At 70.1% G+C, this 15,549-nt stretch carries 15 protein-coding genes and 1 tRNA gene; 9 read left to right on the top strand and 7 right to left on the bottom strand.

Annotated features, from left to right (window positions below):
• The first annotated feature begins 198 nt into the window (after window positions 1-198).
• Both OG522_RS17400 and OG522_RS17395 read left to right on the top strand, forming a co-directional pair.
• A complete protein-coding gene (locus OG522_RS17400; protein ID WP_329463891.1) occupies window positions 199-1,479 on the top strand; it encodes a sensor histidine kinase in 1,281 nt (426 codons plus the stop codon).
• Window positions 1,476-2,156, top strand: a complete 681-nt coding sequence (locus OG522_RS17395) for a response regulator transcription factor (protein WP_017242433.1) — start codon at window positions 1,476-1,478, stop codon at window positions 2,154-2,156. The genes OG522_RS17400 and OG522_RS17395 overlap by 4 nt, the downstream gene beginning before the upstream one ends.
• Before the next feature lie 84 nt (window positions 2,157-2,240).
• Here OG522_RS17395 and OG522_RS17390 read toward each other — a convergent pair whose 3' ends face one another.
• Window positions 2,241-2,900, bottom strand: coding sequence for a DUF461 domain-containing protein (locus tag OG522_RS17390; RefSeq protein WP_329463890.1), 660 nt, complete (start codon window positions 2,898-2,900; stop codon window positions 2,241-2,243).
• Window positions 2,901-3,512: 612 nt separating this feature from the next.
• Between OG522_RS17390 and OG522_RS17385 the strand changes: the two genes are divergently transcribed.
• From OG522_RS17385 to OG522_RS17360, 6 genes are all read left to right on the top strand, one after another.
• Window positions 3,513-3,995: a CarD family transcriptional regulator gene (locus tag OG522_RS17385; RefSeq protein WP_003953493.1), complete on the top strand. Its 483-nt coding sequence runs from the start codon at window positions 3,513-3,515 to the stop codon at window positions 3,993-3,995.
• A gap of 267 nt (window positions 3,996-4,262) precedes the next feature.
• On the top strand, window positions 4,263-5,000 hold the full coding sequence (ispD, locus tag OG522_RS17380) for a 2-C-methyl-D-erythritol 4-phosphate cytidylyltransferase (RefSeq protein WP_329463889.1): 738 nt from the start codon (window positions 4,263-4,265) through the stop codon (window positions 4,998-5,000).
• Complete coding sequence (gene ispF, locus OG522_RS17375) at window positions 4,990-5,514, top strand: 2-C-methyl-D-erythritol 2,4-cyclodiphosphate synthase (RefSeq protein ID WP_329463888.1); 525 nt, start codon at window positions 4,990-4,992, stop codon at window positions 5,512-5,514. Before ispD ends, ispF begins: the two co-directional genes overlap by 11 nt.
• Before the next feature lie 142 nt (window positions 5,515-5,656).
• Complete coding sequence (gene cysS / locus OG522_RS17370) at window positions 5,657-7,054, top strand: cysteine--tRNA ligase (RefSeq protein WP_329463887.1); 1,398 nt, start codon at window positions 5,657-5,659, stop codon at window positions 7,052-7,054.
• Window positions 7,055-7,162: 108 nt separating this feature from the next.
• A complete protein-coding gene (rlmB, locus tag OG522_RS17365) occupies window positions 7,163-8,119 on the top strand; it encodes a 23S rRNA (guanosine(2251)-2'-O)-methyltransferase RlmB (RefSeq protein WP_329463886.1) in 957 nt (318 codons plus the stop codon).
• 75 nt (window positions 8,120-8,194) lie between these two features.
• The gene (locus OG522_RS17360; protein WP_329463885.1) at window positions 8,195-9,661 is read left to right on the top strand and encodes a DoxX family protein; all 1,467 of its coding nucleotides are present in this window, start codon (window positions 8,195-8,197) and stop codon (window positions 9,659-9,661) included.
• 119 nt (window positions 9,662-9,780) lie between these two features.
• Here OG522_RS17360 and OG522_RS17355 read toward each other — a convergent pair whose 3' ends face one another.
• The 3 genes from OG522_RS17355 to OG522_RS17345 form a co-directional block, all read right to left on the bottom strand.
• A complete protein-coding gene (locus OG522_RS17355; RefSeq protein ID WP_329463884.1) occupies window positions 9,781-10,512 on the bottom strand; it encodes a nucleotidyltransferase family protein in 732 nt (243 codons plus the stop codon).
• A 33-nt stretch (window positions 10,513-10,545) separates the two neighbouring features.
• Complete coding sequence (locus OG522_RS17350) at window positions 10,546-10,956, bottom strand: hypothetical protein (protein WP_329463883.1); 411 nt, start codon at window positions 10,954-10,956, stop codon at window positions 10,546-10,548.
• Between the two features lie 275 nt (window positions 10,957-11,231).
• Window positions 11,232-12,368, bottom strand: coding sequence for an ABC transporter ATP-binding protein (locus OG522_RS17345; protein WP_329463882.1), 1,137 nt, complete (start codon window positions 12,366-12,368; stop codon window positions 11,232-11,234).
• A gap of 181 nt (window positions 12,369-12,549) precedes the next feature.
• Between OG522_RS17345 and OG522_RS17340 the strand changes: the two genes are divergently transcribed.
• Window positions 12,550-12,626, top strand: a tRNA-Thr gene (locus OG522_RS17340).
• Window positions 12,627-12,727: 101 nt separating this feature from the next.
• Here OG522_RS17340 and OG522_RS17335 read toward each other — a convergent pair.
• Genes OG522_RS17335 through repSA form a run of 3 tightly spaced genes read right to left on the bottom strand, consistent with a single transcriptional unit; the run spans window position 12,728 to window position 15,503 of the window.
• The gene (locus tag OG522_RS17335; protein ID WP_329463881.1) at window positions 12,728-13,882 is read right to left on the bottom strand and encodes a tyrosine-type recombinase/integrase; all 1,155 of its coding nucleotides are present in this window, start codon (window positions 13,880-13,882) and stop codon (window positions 12,728-12,730) included.
• Window positions 13,882-14,076 carry a helix-turn-helix domain-containing protein gene (locus tag OG522_RS17330; RefSeq protein ID WP_329463880.1) on the bottom strand — a complete coding sequence of 65 codons (195 nt, stop codon included), beginning with the start codon at window positions 14,074-14,076 and terminating at the stop codon, window positions 13,882-13,884. The genes OG522_RS17335 and OG522_RS17330 overlap by 1 nt, the downstream gene beginning before the upstream one ends.
• The gene (gene repSA, locus OG522_RS17325) at window positions 14,073-15,503 is read right to left on the bottom strand and encodes a replication initiator protein RepSA (RefSeq protein WP_329463879.1); all 1,431 of its coding nucleotides are present in this window, start codon (window positions 15,501-15,503) and stop codon (window positions 14,073-14,075) included. The genes OG522_RS17330 and repSA overlap by 4 nt, the downstream gene beginning before the upstream one ends.
• Window positions 15,504-15,549: the final 46 nt, after the last annotated feature.

The following is a 15,549-nucleotide window of genomic DNA, read 5'->3' as shown; positions in this document are numbered from 1 at the left end:
AGGCTCACTGCGAACCGGGGGTCCGGGGCCGTCCGGGGGGCTCGGACCCCCACGCTCCCACGTTCGGTCCGTTACGCGTCCGATTCGGCCATAGGAAGTGAACCGTCCCCGTCACCTCGGTGAACTCTGGGCGACGAACGTTCGAGCGGCCACCCGTTTGGCTGGGAGAGTGTCAGCGGCGCCGCATAACCTGGACGCATGGACGTGAACGCGGCGGTCGCCGCATTGGCAGCGATCGCCGGGGTGTGCACCGGCGTGATCGCCATGCTGGCGTTCCGCTGGAGCGAGCGCGACCAGGCGCGCCCCACCCGGACGTCCCTGCACAACGACGCCGTACTGCCCCCGGGCGTGGACACGGTCCTTTCCGTACTGCGCTCCTCCGCGGTCGTCCTCGACGAGAGCGACTCGGTGGTCAAGGCCAGCTCCGCGGCGTACGCGCTCGGCCTGGTCAGGGGCGGCAAACTGGCCGTCGAGCCGATGATGCACATGGCTCGCGCCACCCGCCGGGACGGCGAGATACGCCAGGCCGAGCTGGATCTGCCGCGGCGCGGCACCGGCCGGGGCGAGGCCCTCGCGGTCTCGGCCCGGGTCGCCCCGCTCGGCTCCCGCCTCGTGCTGCTCCTGGTGGAGGACCTCACCGAGGCCCGCCGCATCGAGGCCGTACGGCGCGACTTCGTGGCCAACGTCAGCCATGAGCTCAAGACCCCGACCGGCGCCCTCTCCCTGCTCTCCGAGGCCGTCATGGACGCCTCGGACGACCCGGAGGCGGTCACCCGCTTCGCGGGCCGCATGCAGATCGAGGCGACCCGGCTCACCAACCTGGTCCAGGAGCTCATCGACCTCTCCCGGGTGCAGAACGACGACCCGCTGGAGGACGCCGAGCCGGTCCGCGTGGACGAACTCGTCGCCGAGGCCATCGACCGCTCCCGGCACGCCGCGTCCACCAAGCAGATCACCATGGCCGCCGGCGGCACCGCCGACCTGTACGTCTGGGGCAACCGCGGCCAGCTCGCCGCGGCCCTCGGCAACCTGGTCGAGAACGCCGTGAACTACTCGCCGGCCCGGACCCGGGTCGGCATCGCCGGGCGGCGCATCGCCGCACCCGGCGGGGACCTCATCGAGATAGCCGTGACCGACCAGGGCATCGGCATCTCCGAGAAGGACCGGGAGCGCGTCTTCGAGCGCTTCTACCGGGTGGACCCGGCCCGCTCGCGTGCCACCGGCGGCACGGGCCTGGGCCTGGCCATCGTCAAGCACGTGGCCGCCTCGCATGGCGGGGAGGTCACGGTGTGGAGCTCCGAGGGACAGGGCTCCACCTTCACCCTGCGGCTGCCGGAAGCCGGCGCCGTCCGCGACCGCGCCTCTGCCGGGCGCGGCCCGGTCACGGCCGACGAGGACGACGACATCCCGTACGAGACCTTCAGTTCCGCTGTGCCTCAATCACCAGCCATAGTTCCTGCCCCGGAGGTCCTTCCGTGACCCGAGTGCTCGTCGTCGAGGATGAGGAATCCTTCAGCGACGCCCTGTCCTACATGCTCCGCAAGGAGGGCTTCGAGGTCGCCGTGGCGGCCACCGGGCCCGACGGCCTGGACGAGTTCGAGCGCAACGGCGCCGACCTGGTCCTGCTCGACCTGATGCTGCCCGGCCTGCCCGGCACCGAGGTCTGCCGTCAGCTGCGCGGCCGCTCCAACGTGCCCGTCATCATGGTGACCGCCAAGGACAGCGAGATCGACAAGGTCGTCGGGCTGGAAATAGGAGCCGACGACTACGTCACCAAGCCGTTCTCCTCGCGCGAGCTGGTCGCCCGCATCCGCGCCGTGCTGCGCCGCCGCGGCGAGCCGGAGGAGGTCACCCCGGCCGCCCTGGAGGCGGGTCCGGTCCGCATGGACGTCGACCGCCACGTGGTCACCGTCTCCGGCGGCAAGGTCGACCTCCCGCTGAAGGAGTTCGACCTCCTGGAGATGCTGCTGCGCAACGCGGGCCGCGTACTGACCCGTATGCAGCTCATCGACCGGGTGTGGGGCGCGGACTACGTCGGCGACACCAAGACTCTGGACGTCCACGTCAAGCGCCTGCGCGCCAAGATCGAACCGGACCCGGGCGCGCCGCGCTACCTGGTGACGGTCCGCGGCCTCGGCTACAAGTTCGAGCCGTAGGCCATACCGGCACCGGCTCCGTAAACCGCGGGAGGGCGGCCCCGGAAGTGATCCGGGGCCGCCCTCCTTTCGCGTTCGCGTACCTCAGTGGCCGGTGGCCGTGTGCGACGGCGAGCCGGAGCCCGCGGGCTTGCCGCTGGAGCCGGCGGCCGGGGTGTTCGGCGAGGCGGAGCCGGTCGGGGAGCCCGAGGCGGAGCCGGTCGGCAGGCCCGAGGGGGTCTCCTTGGGCTTCGGGAGCTCGCTGGGGCCGACGCCCGCGAAGTAGCTGGTGGCGGGGACCACGAAGGCGTCCACGCTCACCGCGCCGGTCTTGCTGAACTGGAAGGTGACCTTCTGGGCGTCACCGTTCTTGGCGGCCTCGCGGCCGTTGGCGATGACGGCGGAGGCGTTGTCCTTGCCGCCGAGCATGATGGAGCTGTGCCCCGCGATGGTGACCGCTCCCGAGCCCTTGGCGGGGGAGAGCTTCACGGCGGTGGCGCCGACCTGGACGGAGTCGAGGGTCTGCGGGTCGGCGCCGTTGTTGAACAGCGTCGCCGTGACGACGGCCGGGCCCTCGGCGTCGGCCTTCGGCTGGGTGACGACCGTCGCGTTCTGGACCTTGATGTCGCCGACGGTGACGTAGGCGTTGTCGGCCTTCACCCCGAGCGTCTGGGCTTTGTTGCCCGCCGCGCAGGCGGAGAGGGAGAGGAGCGAGAACGCGATGGCAGAAGCGGCGAGGGCGCCGCGTCGAAGGCTGCGGCTCACGGCGGCGGCAACTCCTTGGACGTACGAGACGGACTGCTTCGGACGGGCTACGGGTCAGCCGGCCGCATACCTAAGGGCCAGCTAAGGGTGTGTCAGCGGGCTTAGGTTACCGAGCCGTCCCACGCGCCCCGCACCCGACCCGCCCCCTACGGCCCCCGGCCTGCCGAAGCCGGGCGGATCACGCGCCGATCTTGGTGTTTCGTACGCCGTTCACATATGCCGGGTGATCAATTTCCCGGGCCGCCACACATTCCTTACCGAAAATCCTCCGGGGATGACCCTCCGGGGCGTCCGTTGATCAATTCCGGAAAGAATCCGGCGCGGCCGAACGGGTGAACGAGCGCCGAACGGAGTAGATCAAGTTCACCGCTTGGAACCCGGCAAACCGGGACGTTCGGCCGTCCGGGCCCCCGATCGGGGGTGGGTAACGTACGCGTTTCGCGGCCCCTTCGCAGCCGCTCCGACCTGCGAATACCGGCTTCCGGAAGGCTTCCGCAGCACGTTCGTGTTGCTGTTGTCAAGCCCCGAGATATGCCCTGACCTGCGAAAACGCCATTCAGAACAAGCAGTTTCCGTGTTACCCTGGATAGCCACGGAAGGGGTACCTGTCACATGACGTTCAAGGTTGGCGACACCGTGGTCTATCCCCATCACGGGGCCGCGCTGATCGAGGCTATCGAAACTCGCCAGATCAAAGGCGTGGACAAGACCTACTTGGTGCTCAAGGTCGCCCAGGGCGACTTGACAGTGCGCGTACCGGCGGACAATGCGGAGTTCGTAGGCGTACGCGATGTGGTCGGGCAGGACGGGCTGGACCGGGTCTTCGAGGTGCTGCGCGCGCCGTATGCCGAAGAGCCCACGAACTGGTCCCGTCGCTACAAGGCAAATCTCGAGAAGCTCGCCTCCGGCGATGTCATCAAGGTCGCCGAAGTGGTGCGTGACCTGTGGCGTCGTGAGCGCGAGCGCGGACTGTCCGCAGGTGAGAAGCGCATGCTCGCCAAGGCGCGCCAGATCCTGGTGAGCGAGCTGGCCCTCGCGGAGAACACCAACGAAGACAAGGCCGAGGCCCTCCTCGACGAGGTTCTCGCGTCCTGACGCCGCCCGTTCCGGGGCTCGCCCTGGGATGACCGGCCTTGCCGCGGTGCCCGCTGACCAGCAGTGAAAATTGCTGTGTCGCCGGGCGCTGCGGCATGTTCGTATCCCCTCGCCAACAGCGCCAGCACTGTGGTGTGCCGGGCCCCGGGCAGCTCGCCTGACCAGTGTCACGGAAGGGCCGGTCAGGCGTCGCGCCCGGCACTCCCCCACGCTCGTCGAGCAGGGGGTCCCCCCACGCCATACCCACGTCGTTTGAGGACACAAACCTTGTCTGACGAATCGCGTCCTTTCCGCACCGCCGCGGTGATTCCAGCGGCCGGACGCGGCGTGCGCCTCGGTCCGGGCGCCCCCAAGGCGCTCCGCGCGCTGAGCGGCACCCCGATGCTGATCCACGCCGTCCGGGCGATGGCCGCCTCGCGCGCGGTCTCGCTGGTCGTGGTGGTGGCCCCGCCGGACGGCGCCACCGAGGTGAAGAACCTGCTCGCCGAGCACGCCCTGCCGGACCGCACCGACTTCCTCGTGGTGCCCGGCGGCGAGAGCCGCCAGGAGTCCGTGAAGCTGGGCCTGGACGCGCTGCCGCCCGGCTTCGACATCGTCCTGGTCCATGACGCGGCCCGCCCGCTGGTACCCGTCGACACCGTCGACGCGGTCATCGAGGCGGTACGCGACGGCGCCCCCGCCGTCGTCCCGGCCCTCCCGCTCGCCGACACCGTCAAGCAGGTCGAGCCGCGCGCCGACGGCGGCCCCGAGTCCGTCGTCGCCACCCCCGAGCGCGCCCGGCTCCGCGCGGTACAGACGCCGCAGGGCTTCGACCACGCCACCCTGGTGCGCGCCCACGAGACGGTCACCGGCAGCGTCACCGACGACGCCGGCATGGTCGAACAGCTGGGTCTGACCGTCGTGGTGGTGCCCGGCCACGAAGAGGCCTTCAAAGTGACCCGCCCCCTCGACCTCGTACTCGCCGAGGCCGTACTCGCACGACGGAGGGCCAACGATGGCTTCTGACACCCCTTCCGCTCCCGCCATCGGGCCCGTGATCCCGCTCGTCGGCATCGGCACCGACGTCCACGCCTTCGAGCGCGGCCGCGAGCTGTGGTGCGCCGGGCTGCTCTGGGACGGCCCCGAAGACGCGGAGTACGGGCTCGCCGGGCACTCCGACGGTGATGTGGCAGCCCACGCCGCCTGCGACGCGATCTTCTCCGCGGCCGGCGTCGGCGACCTCGGCGCACACTTCGGCACCGACCGGCCCGAGTGGTCCGGCGCCTCGGGCGCGACCCTGCTCGCCGAGGCCGCCCGGATCGTGCGCGCCGAGGGCTTCGAGATCGGGAACATCGCGATCCAGGTCGTCGGCGTACGCCCGAAGATCGGCAAGCGGCGTGACGAGGCGCAGAAGGCGCTGTCGGCCGCAGCCGGGGCGCCCGTCTCGGTGTCCGGGACCACCACGGACGGGCTGGGTCTGACCGGCCGCGCCGAGGGGCTCGCGGCGATCGCCACGGCGCTGGTGTACCGGGCGCGATAGAAGTCGATCACCCCGCGGAAGGCCGGTCGACCACCCCGCGGAAGATCGTCGGGCGGGCCCGACACCCAACAGTCGCCAAATTGTGTGCCCCGAGGCCCGGAAGGGTCGCGGGGCACTGGTATTGGGCCACTACCCTGGTGGGGTGACCATTCGCCTGTACGACACCAGCGCCCGGCAGATTCGTGATTTCGTTCCGCTCTCGCGGGGTTGTGTCTCGATCTACCTGTGTGGTGCGACTGTTCAGGCGGCCCCGCACATCGGGCACATCCGGTCGGGGTTGAACTTCGACGTCATGCGGCGTTGGTTCGAGTACCGCGGTTATGGCGTGACGTTCATCCGCAATGTCACCGACATCGACGACAAGATCATCAGGAAGGCGGGCGAGCAGGGCCGTCCGTGGTGGTCGATCGGGTACGACAACGAGCGTGCGTTCAACGACGGCTATACGGCGCTGGGCTGCCTGCCGCCGACCTACGAGCCGCGGGCGACCGGGCACATCACCGAGATGGTCGAGATGATGCGGGGTCTGATCGAGCGTGGTCACGCGTATGAGGCGGACGGCAGTGTCTACTTCGACGTGCGTTCCTTCCCGGAGTACCTGGCGCTCTCCAACCAGGACATCGACGATCTGCGCCAGCCGGACGAGGGTGTGTCGGGTAAGCGGGATCCGCGGGATTTCGCGATGTGGAAGGCGACCAAGCCGGGTGAGCCGGACTGGGAGACGCCGTGGGGGCGCGGCCGGCCGGGCTGGCATCTGGAGTGCTCGGCGATGGCTCACAAGTATCTGGGCAGCGCGTTCGACATCCACGGCGGCGGCCTTGATCTGATCTTCCCGCACCATGAGAACGAGATCGCTCAGGCGAAGGCCTTCGGTGACGCGTTCGCGCGGTACTGGGTGCACAACGCCTGGGTGACGATGTCCGGCGAGAAGATGTCGAAGTCGCTCGGGAACTCGGTGCTGGTTTCGGAGATGGTCAAGCGCTGGCGGCCGATCGTGCTGCGCTATTACCTGGGTACTCCGCACTACCGGTCGATGATCGAGTACAGCGAGGAGGCTCTGCGCGAGGCGGAGTCGGCGTTCGCGCGGATCGAGGGTTTCATCCAGCGTGTGGTGGAGAAGGCGGGCGGCATTGTCGAGCCTGCCGCCCAGGTGCCGCCCGCGTTCGCCGAGGCGATGGACGACGACCTCGGGGTGCCGCAGGCTCTCGCGATCGTCCACACCACGGTGCGCCAGGGCAACAGCGCGCTGGCGGCCGATGACAAGGAAGCCGCGACGGCGCGTCTGGCTGAGGTCCGGGCGATGCTGGGTGTTCTGGGTCTGGACCCGCTGGATGCCCACTGGGTGGAAGAGGCCGACCGGGGCGGGGAGCTTCACGGCGCGGTGGACACTTTGGTGCGCCTGGTTCTGGAACAGCGTGAGGCGGCCAGGGCTCGTAAGGACTGGGCGACCGCGGACGCGATCCGTGACCAGCTCACCCAGTCCGGCCTCGTCATCGAGGACAGTCCCAGCGGCCCGCGCTGGACCCTCGGCCCCCGCTGAACCCACACGCGATGTGCCGCTCGCGCGATCGGGCGGCACACTTCATATACGTACGTACCCGATCTGCATCGTCATGTGGATCGCAGATTCACAGGAAATAGGTAGGTCATGGCCGGGAACAGCCAGCGCAGGAACCGCCGCACGTCCAACAAGAAGGGCGCTACGGTCGGCAGCGGTGGCCAGCGGCGCAGGGGTCTGGAAGGCCGGGGCCCCACGCCCAAGGCCGAGGACCGCAAGAAGCACAAGAAGAACCGCATCGCGACCGCCAAGGCCAAGCAGGCCGCGACCCGTCGCCCGGCGCCCCGGCGCGGCGGGGTCAAGGGCACGTCCGAGATGGTCGTGGGCCGCAACCCGGTCTTCGAGGCGCTGCGCGACGGCGTACCGGCGACCACGCTCTACGTCCAGCAGTACATCGACAACGACGAGCGGGTCCGCGAGGCCCTCCAGCTCGCCGGCGAGCGCGGCAACATCAACCTGATGGAGGCTCCGCGCCCCGAGCTCGACCGGATGACGAACGGCCTCAACCACCAGGGCCTCGTCCTCCAGGTCCCGCCGTACGAGTACGCCGACCCGCAGGACCTCACCGCGTTCGCGTACGACAACGGCGAGGACCCGCTGATCGTCGCGCTCGACGGCGTGACCGACCCGCGCAACCTCGGCGCCATCGTCCGCTCCACCTCCGCCTTCGGCGGCCACGGCGTGGTCGTGCCCGAGCGGCGCGCGGCCGGCATGACGGCGGGCGCCTGGAAGTCGTCGGCGGGTACCGCGGCCCGTACGCCGGTCTCCCGCGTCACCAACCTGACGCGCGCGCTTGAGGCCTACAAGAAGGAAGGCCTCACGATCGTCGGCCTCGCCGCCGACGGCGAGCACACGGTCGAGGAGCTGGAGCAGATCGGCGGCCCCGTCGTCATCGTGATCGGTAGCGAGGGCAAGGGACTTGGCCGACTCGTCGGCGAGACCTGCGACTACCGGGTGCGGATCTCGATGCCGGGCGGAGCCGAATCCCTCAACGCCGGTGTGGCCGCGGGCATCGTGCTCTACGAAGCGGCCCGCCGACGCGCCTGAAACAGGTGATCTTGACGGGTCTCGGACAGATTCGGGCCCGTCAAGCAGTGTCCTAAGCACCCATCACTCGGTTAGATGAGTGTGGACACCAGAACGCCCCGGCCCGGGATCGACGACCAGCCTGCCCTGAGCATGCTCAAGGTGGACGCCGACCCCGCCCAGGTAATCGTCAACCACGCCAGCTTCCGGGTGCTGTTCGCGCCCAAGTCGCTGCCGAAGCCCGTCATTTCGAGCACCGCGGTGCGCCGCAGGGCGCCCGTGGTGTGGAGCGGCAAGTCGGCGCCGGGGGCGAGCGGACTCCTTCAAGCGGTCCGCGAGACCTCCGTCGTCGGCAGTGAGCGCTACGCCGCCGGCGCGACGCAGGTCATCCCGCGCATCGACGTCGACGACGCCATGCCGGGGCCGCTGATCACGGGCCCCGGCCCGGAGACCGCGCTGCTCCCGCAGATGCGCTCTCCCTACGATCAACAGACGTACGGGAAAGCCGAGTTCGAGGATCCGGACGGGTTCGCGGAGGACGGCTCGGACGAGCCGCGGCCGCGCAATGCGGGCACCGAGGCGTCGGCCGTGCGGCACGCCTACTACCCGGGCCGCCGCATGAACCTCGGTGTCGTGCTGCTCCCGCTGCGCGTCTTCCTCGGCTTCATCTCCGTGTACGCGGGCATGGGCAAGCTGTGCGACCCCGTGTACTTCGACGGCGGCGAACGCGGCTCGATGGTCAAGTGGCTGAATTCGCTGCACCCTTGGGCGCTCGCCGAGCCCCTGCGCGACTTCGCCCTCCAGCACCCGGTGGGTGCGGGCCTCACCGTCGCCTTCCTCCAAGTCGTCGTCGGCGTACTGACGATGCTCGGCCTGTGGCAGCGCGTCGCGGCCGTGTTCGGGGCGATGCTGTCGGCGGCTCTGCTGGTGACGGTGAGCTGGCAGACCGTTCGCGCCTACGACGCGCCCGACATCATCTACCTCGCCGCCTGGTCCCCGCTGATCATCGCGGGCGCCCCGGTGTACTCGCTGGACGCACGGCTCGCCGGTGAGGCCTGGCGCAAGCTGGGGCCGCGTTCCGAACTCTGGGAACTGCGGCGGCGGGTGCTGCGCCGGGGCCTCGTCATGGCGACCGTCGTCGTGGGTCTCACGCTGGTGACCGGCGCGCTGCTCGGCGGCGCGGTCCGCTCGACCACCGTCGTGACGGTGCCGGGCCCCAACGACGACCCGACCAACTACCTGCCCGGCACCCCGCTGCCGAGCGAGACCGGGCCCGCGCTGGCGCCCCGCAAGCCCGCCAAGAGCGCCAAGCCGGCGCCGAAGGGCACCGGTACGGCGAGCCCGTCCGCGAAGGCGTCGAAGAAGCCGAAGGCGCACCAGACGGTCACCGCGGGCACCACGGGCCAGCCGAGCCACACCGCGGGCACCGGCGGCCAGTCCCCCTCGCACCACCGCACGCTCCAGCCCCCGCCGACCACGAGCGCGGGACCGACCTCGTCGGGAGGGACGGGCGGCTCCACCGGGGGCGGCAACCGGAACCCGATCGGCGGGTTGCTGGGTTAGCACCCGCACCACAGTTGAGGGGCCGGACACCGCAAGGTGTCCGGCCCCACAATTGTGTCGATCAACTGTGTCGAAGAAATCGGTGGGCGGCAGTGCCCGAGGCGGGATGGCCGGCAGGGTCAACGCCCTTGAGCGGAAAGCTCCTTGGCCGCCTCCGTGAGGTCCTTCGCGGTGTCGATGGCCCGCCAGTACGCCCCGTGCGGCAGCGGGAACCCGGCCAGGCGGCGCTCGCGGGCCAGCCGGGGGAACGTGGTGCGCTCGTGGTCGCCGACGTCGGGCAGCATCGCGGTGAAGGCCGCGGAGAAGACGTACACGCCCGCGTTGATGAGGTACGGCGAGGGCGGCGACTCGATGAAGTCCGTGATGTGGCCGAAGGCGTCGGTTTCGACGGCGCCCCACGGGATGCGGGGGCGGGCCAGGGCCAGCGTGGCGGTCGCGTCGCGCTCGCCGTGGAAGGAGGCCATCTCGCGGAGCGAGAAGCGCGTCCAGATGTCGCCGTTGGTGGCGTACCAGGGCTGGCCGGGGTGGGGCAGCGAGGCCGCCGCGTGCTTCAGGCCGCCGCCCCGGCCCAGCGGTTCGTCCTCGACGACCGTGGTGACGCGCAGCGGCAGGTCCGCCTTCGCCAGCCAGTCCTTCAGGACGTCGGCGAGGTGGCCGCAGGAGACGACGGCGTCAGTGACGCCCTCGGCGGCCAGCCAGGCGAGCTGATGGCCGATGATCGGGACCCCGGTGCCCGGGATCTCGACCATCGGCTTGGGGCGGTCGTCGGTGTACGGACGAAGTCGTGAGCCCTGGCCGCCCGCCAGGATCACGGCCTGCGTCGGAAACGTCGCAGTTGTGCTCGCAGTCATGCGGTGAACGATAGGCGTCCCCGCAGCGGGACGTCACCGCTCCTGGGCCACGCCCGAGGCGAAGGAGGTGTCGCAGACGGGGCGGGAGTACGACTGGGCCTTCACGGGACCGTAGTGCTCCACCGCGGCCCGGCCGAGCGCACGGGCGATCGACATGCAGTGCCGGGCGAGCGAGGGGCGCCGCTCCACCTCGCGCTGGAGGTGGGTGAGGGCGGTGCCGGGGTCCTTCTCCTGGAGCTCGGTCAGGAGCGCGTCGCGCAACACGTCCTGCGGGGCGCGGGACTTGGCGCGTACGGAGACGTTCTCGGAAGAGGCGGTCAGGATCTGCGAGTCGTTGCTGCCGGCCCAGTTGACCCGGGTGACGGCGAGCGTCCCGGAGAGCACGAGGACGACGGGCAGGACGAGGGCGAGGGTTCGGCCGATTCGGCGGGCTGTGTGCGTCACGGAGGCGAGCGTAGCGGGGAGTGATGATTTGGCGACATTTAGTCACCCTGTCGGGGGATGGTTCGACGTCGCTTTTCGAATTACGCGTTGACGAACGCGGTTCGAAATGAGCGGTATGCCGGGGTATTTGTCGACAACGGGCCGCACCGGCAAACCCCGACGGCCTGGACGGCGAACCCCGGTGGTGAACCCCGGTGGTGAACCCGACAGCGAACCCCGACAACGAGTCGCGGCCCCACAGTCAATGCAGGGCCGCGGCAAGCCTAGCGGCTGGGTCAGTCGCTGAGGCGCTCTCCCGTGGAAGTCGAGAACACGTGGGTCTCGCCCGGCCGCGGGACGACGTGCAGCTGCGTGCCCTTGTCCGGCACCGCGCGGCCGTTGACGCGGACCACGAGGTCCTTCACTTCGCCGCCGACCTCCGCGGATCCGTACACATAACCGTCGGCGCCGAGCTCCTCAACGACGTTGACGGTGACCGCGAGGCCCGCCGGGGCGTCCGCGGACTCCTTGGTGAGGGCCTTCGCGGCGGCGCCGTTCTGCTCCACGATGTCGAAGTGCTCGGGGCGGACGCCGACCGTGACGGTGCGGTCGCCCTTGTCGGCGGCGGCGGACAGCGCCTCGCGGCTGACCGGCACGACGCTGTTGCCGAACTTCACCCCGCCGTCGGTGATCGGCACCTCGACCAGGTTCATGGCGGGCGAGCCGATGAAGCCGGCGACGAACAGGTTGGCCGGGCGGTCGTACATGTTGCGCGGCGAGTCGATCTGCTGGAGCAGACCGTCCTTGAGGACGGCCACCCGGTCGCCCATCGTCATGGCCTCGACCTGGTCGTGCGTGACGTACACGGTGGTGATGCCGAGCCGGCGCTGGAGCGAGGCGATCTGCGTACGGGTGGACACGCGGAGCTTGGCGTCGAGGTTCGACAGCGGCTCGTCCATGAGGAAGACCTGCGGCTCGCGCACGATGGCGCGGCCCATCGCGACACGCTGGCGCTGACCACCGGAGAGCGCCTTGGGCTTGCGGTCCAGGTACTCGCTCAGGTCGAGGATCTTCGCGGCCTCCTCGACCTTCTTCCGGATCTCCGCCTTGTTCACGCCGGCGATCTTGAGGGCGAAGCCCATGTTGTCGGCGACGGTCATGTGCGGGTACAGCGCGTAGTTCTGGAACACCATGGCGATGTCCCGGTCCTTGGGCGGCAGGTGCGTGACGTCGCGCTCACCGATGCGGATCGCTCCGCCGTTGACGTCCTCCAGGCCCGCGAGCATGCGCAGGGAGGTGGACTTTCCGCAGCCGGAGGGTCCGACGAGTACGAGGAACTCGCCGTCCTCGATCTCGATCTCCAGACCGTCGACCGCGGGCTTGGTGGAGCCCGGGTAGATCCGGGTCGCCTTGTCGAACGTGACAGTGGCCATGACTGATGTGTCCCTTCACCGGCAGGAACGTGCCGGACGATCCGAGTAGAGGGAGAAGTGGTGTAGTCCACCTGAGCGGACTGGGTCAGGACGCTACCCGGCGACGTCCGCCTTGTCAGCAGGTCGGCGGCCGCGAATTTCCGGCCGCGCCCGCGCGAGCGTTGGTTACACTTCTCGGGTTGCCTCCTTAGCTCAGCTGGCCAGAGCACCGCTCTTGTAAAGCGGGGGTCGTCGGTTCGAACCCGACAGGGGGCTCCAGGGAAAAGGCCCCCAGCCGATCTTGGCTGGGGGCCTTTGACATCCGTCCCTGACATCAACGCGGTTGATCACTCCCGGATGGTCACTTCCGGGCCGGGCGGTCAGTCCCTGACCGGGCGACGCCGCAGCAGCCGGTCCATGTGGCTGATGGCCTCGCGCTGGGTGTCCTGGACGACGTGCGTGTACACGTCCATGGTCAGACTGATCTGCGAGTGGCCGAGGATCTCCATCACGACGCGGGGCGCGACTCCGGCCGCGGTGAGCAGGGTTGCGCAACCGTGGCGGGCATCGTGCAGCCGGACGACGCGGAGGCCGGCGGTCTCGGAGACCCGGACGAAGGACCGGTGCACGTTGCGGGGTTCGACCGGTCGGCCGGTCCGAGTGGTGAAGACGTAGCCGGACTCCTGCCAGGCCGCACCGGCACCCTCGCGGGCGGCGGCTTGGCGCATGCGGTGCCAGCGCAGGGGAGCGACGCACATGGCGGGGAGCGGGAGCGCCCGGCTCCGGCGCCCTTTCGTCTCGTCGTTGTAGAGCACGCCGCGTCGGCGCTGGAGCTGCTGCCGTACGGTCAACGTCCTTTGCTCCAGGTCGATGTCGGACCAGCGCAGACCGACGAGTTCTCCCCGGCGCAGGCCCATGGCGATGGCGAGCACGAAGGCGGCGTAGAGCGGATCGAGTCGGGCGGCGGCGAGGAAGGTCAGGGTCTCGTCGAGGGACCACGGGCTCAGTTCACGCGGCTTCGGGCGCGGAGGCTCGACGAGCTTGGCCACGTTGCGCGTGATCATCTCCTCCCGGCAGGCGGCGGAGAGGGCTGAGCGCAGGACCCGGTGCGACTCCTTCGCGGTGGCGGCCGTGGTCTTCTTCTCCAGCTGGAGGAGGAAGCGCCGGACGTCTGCGGTCCCGAGAGACTCAAGCCGCTTCCCGCCGATCATCGGGGAGAGGTAGAGCCGGACGTGCGCCTCGTACTTGTCGTACGTGCTGAGCTTGCGGCGCGGCTTCACGACGCTCTCCAGCCAGAAGGACAGCCACTCGGAGAGCTTGGCCGACCGGGTGGGCACCGGGGTGCCGCTCGCGACCTTGTCGAGGAATTCGCGGCGCTTGGCGTCGCACTCCTCCCAGGTCTTGCCGTACGCGAACTTGCGGGCCCGGGTGCCGTCCGGCTGGAGGACGTAGACCGCGCACTGGTAGCGGCCGTCCTTGCGCTTGGTGATCGTGCCCGCGCCGTTGGGGTTGCGCTTGCGCTGGGTGGTGGCCATCAGGAAGCCTCCTCGATCTGGCCGAGGATGAAAGCGCTGACGGAGTCGAGCGGGATGCGGCGCGCACCGTCAATCTTGATCGAGACCAGGCGGTGCGACCGGATGAGGTCGTAGACCTTGGAGCGCCCGAGCTTGAGCCGCGTCATGACTTCGGTGACGGTCAGCAGCTCGGCGGTGGTGGTCGAGGTGGTCATGCTGCGGCTCCTTCCAGGGCGAGTTGGGCGGGCAGTTCCTCGCGCGCGGTCTCGCGGTTGAGCTGGAGCGCGCGGGCGATGGTCGCGGCGAGGGCCGACTCGCCGGGGGTGTGGCCGTGGCCCGCGTACTGCCAGTCGCGCACGACGAGGACGCTGTCCGGCTCGCGGTCCTCCAGGCCGAGGGCTTCGCGCTCTTGTGCGGCGCGGAAGTCGGCTCGCGCAGCCCGGAGTTCGCCCAGCGTGGTCGAGTAACGGCGCGACTTCGAGGAGAAGTGGCCCCGGAAGCCGAGCATGTGAGCCCACGCCCAGAGACGGCGGTCGGGGTAGAGCGGATCGAGGAGCTTGCAGGCTTTGATCAGGCGCCGGGCGTGCTCGGGGAGGTCGTGACGGTCGAGCTCGGCCGGCTCGCCGATGCGTCGGTCCAGCGTGCCGGTGTTCTCGGCGGCTTTGGTGGCGTACTTGGCGACGTAGGAGGCCACGGCCTGTTCCGTGATGTCCGACCCGTCGCCGAAGGCCTTGATCGGGCGTACGTCGAGCTGCGCGCCCCAGCGGAAGGTACGGGCCGGTTGCCCGTCGGCCGCCGGTACGGAGACGGACGTATAGCCGTGTGCTGCGGCGGCGTGGATGGCGTCGGTGAGCAGAGCGACCGTGGCCCAGGACGGCGGCGGCGTTCCGGGTCCGTCCGGGCCGTCGACGCGGATCACGGCGTGGAAGTGCACGGCACCCCGCTTCTGGAACTCCGCGACCTTTCCGTACGAGACGCGGGCCGACTCTTTCAACTCGCGTTGCGTCACCCCTGCGCGTGCGGCCAGCTCTCGGCGCAGTCGGGTCGTGAAGCGCATCCACAGGCCGCCCGCGTGGTTGTTGAAAAGCACCGCCGCCGCGTAGTCGTACGTCGTCGGGTCGAGGGCCGTGCCCAGTGCGGGGTCGTCCGTGGCATGGGCAGTGCCGCAGCGGCAGAGTCCTCGGCCAGGGCGATTGTGGACCGGACCGAAGGACGGGGCCGTGAGGGTGGCGAAGACGCGCGGGTGGTCCCGGACCGTGCCGGGAACGTCTCGGCGGTCGTCCCCGGCGAGCCCGGCGCGGATGAGTTGGTAGGTGTCGCCCGCGTACGTCCAGGCGCACGACGGGCAGCGGGAGGCGCGGCGGTTACCGCAGGCGACGCGGAGTCGGCCGCCCGGTTCCGTGCCGGTGGAGTACGAGTGCAGGGTCTCCCCGGTCGTCCTGTCCTTGGTGAGAGTCCAGCCGGTGAGGTGTACGGGGTCGGAGCAGCCGCCGGTGCGACGGACCTGGTCCTGCCAGCGATCGAAGTCGGGGGCCGAGGCCACTCTCAACAGGTCTCCGAGGGTGATCGGGTCGATGGGCGTTGCAGTTACGGGCGACTCCCGTGTGCGGAGGCGTCGGTCGGGTGCGGCGGGGTGAGCCATGCTGGAGGTTCCTTCGGTTCTCGGATCGGAGGGCGTACGGCTCCCG

The sequence above is a fragment of the Streptomyces sp. NBC_01431 genome (genome assembly GCF_036231355.1).
GTDB lineage: Bacteria > Actinomycetota > Actinomycetes > Streptomycetales > Streptomycetaceae > Streptomyces.
This window is presented reverse-complemented; position numbering and strand designations above follow the sequence as displayed.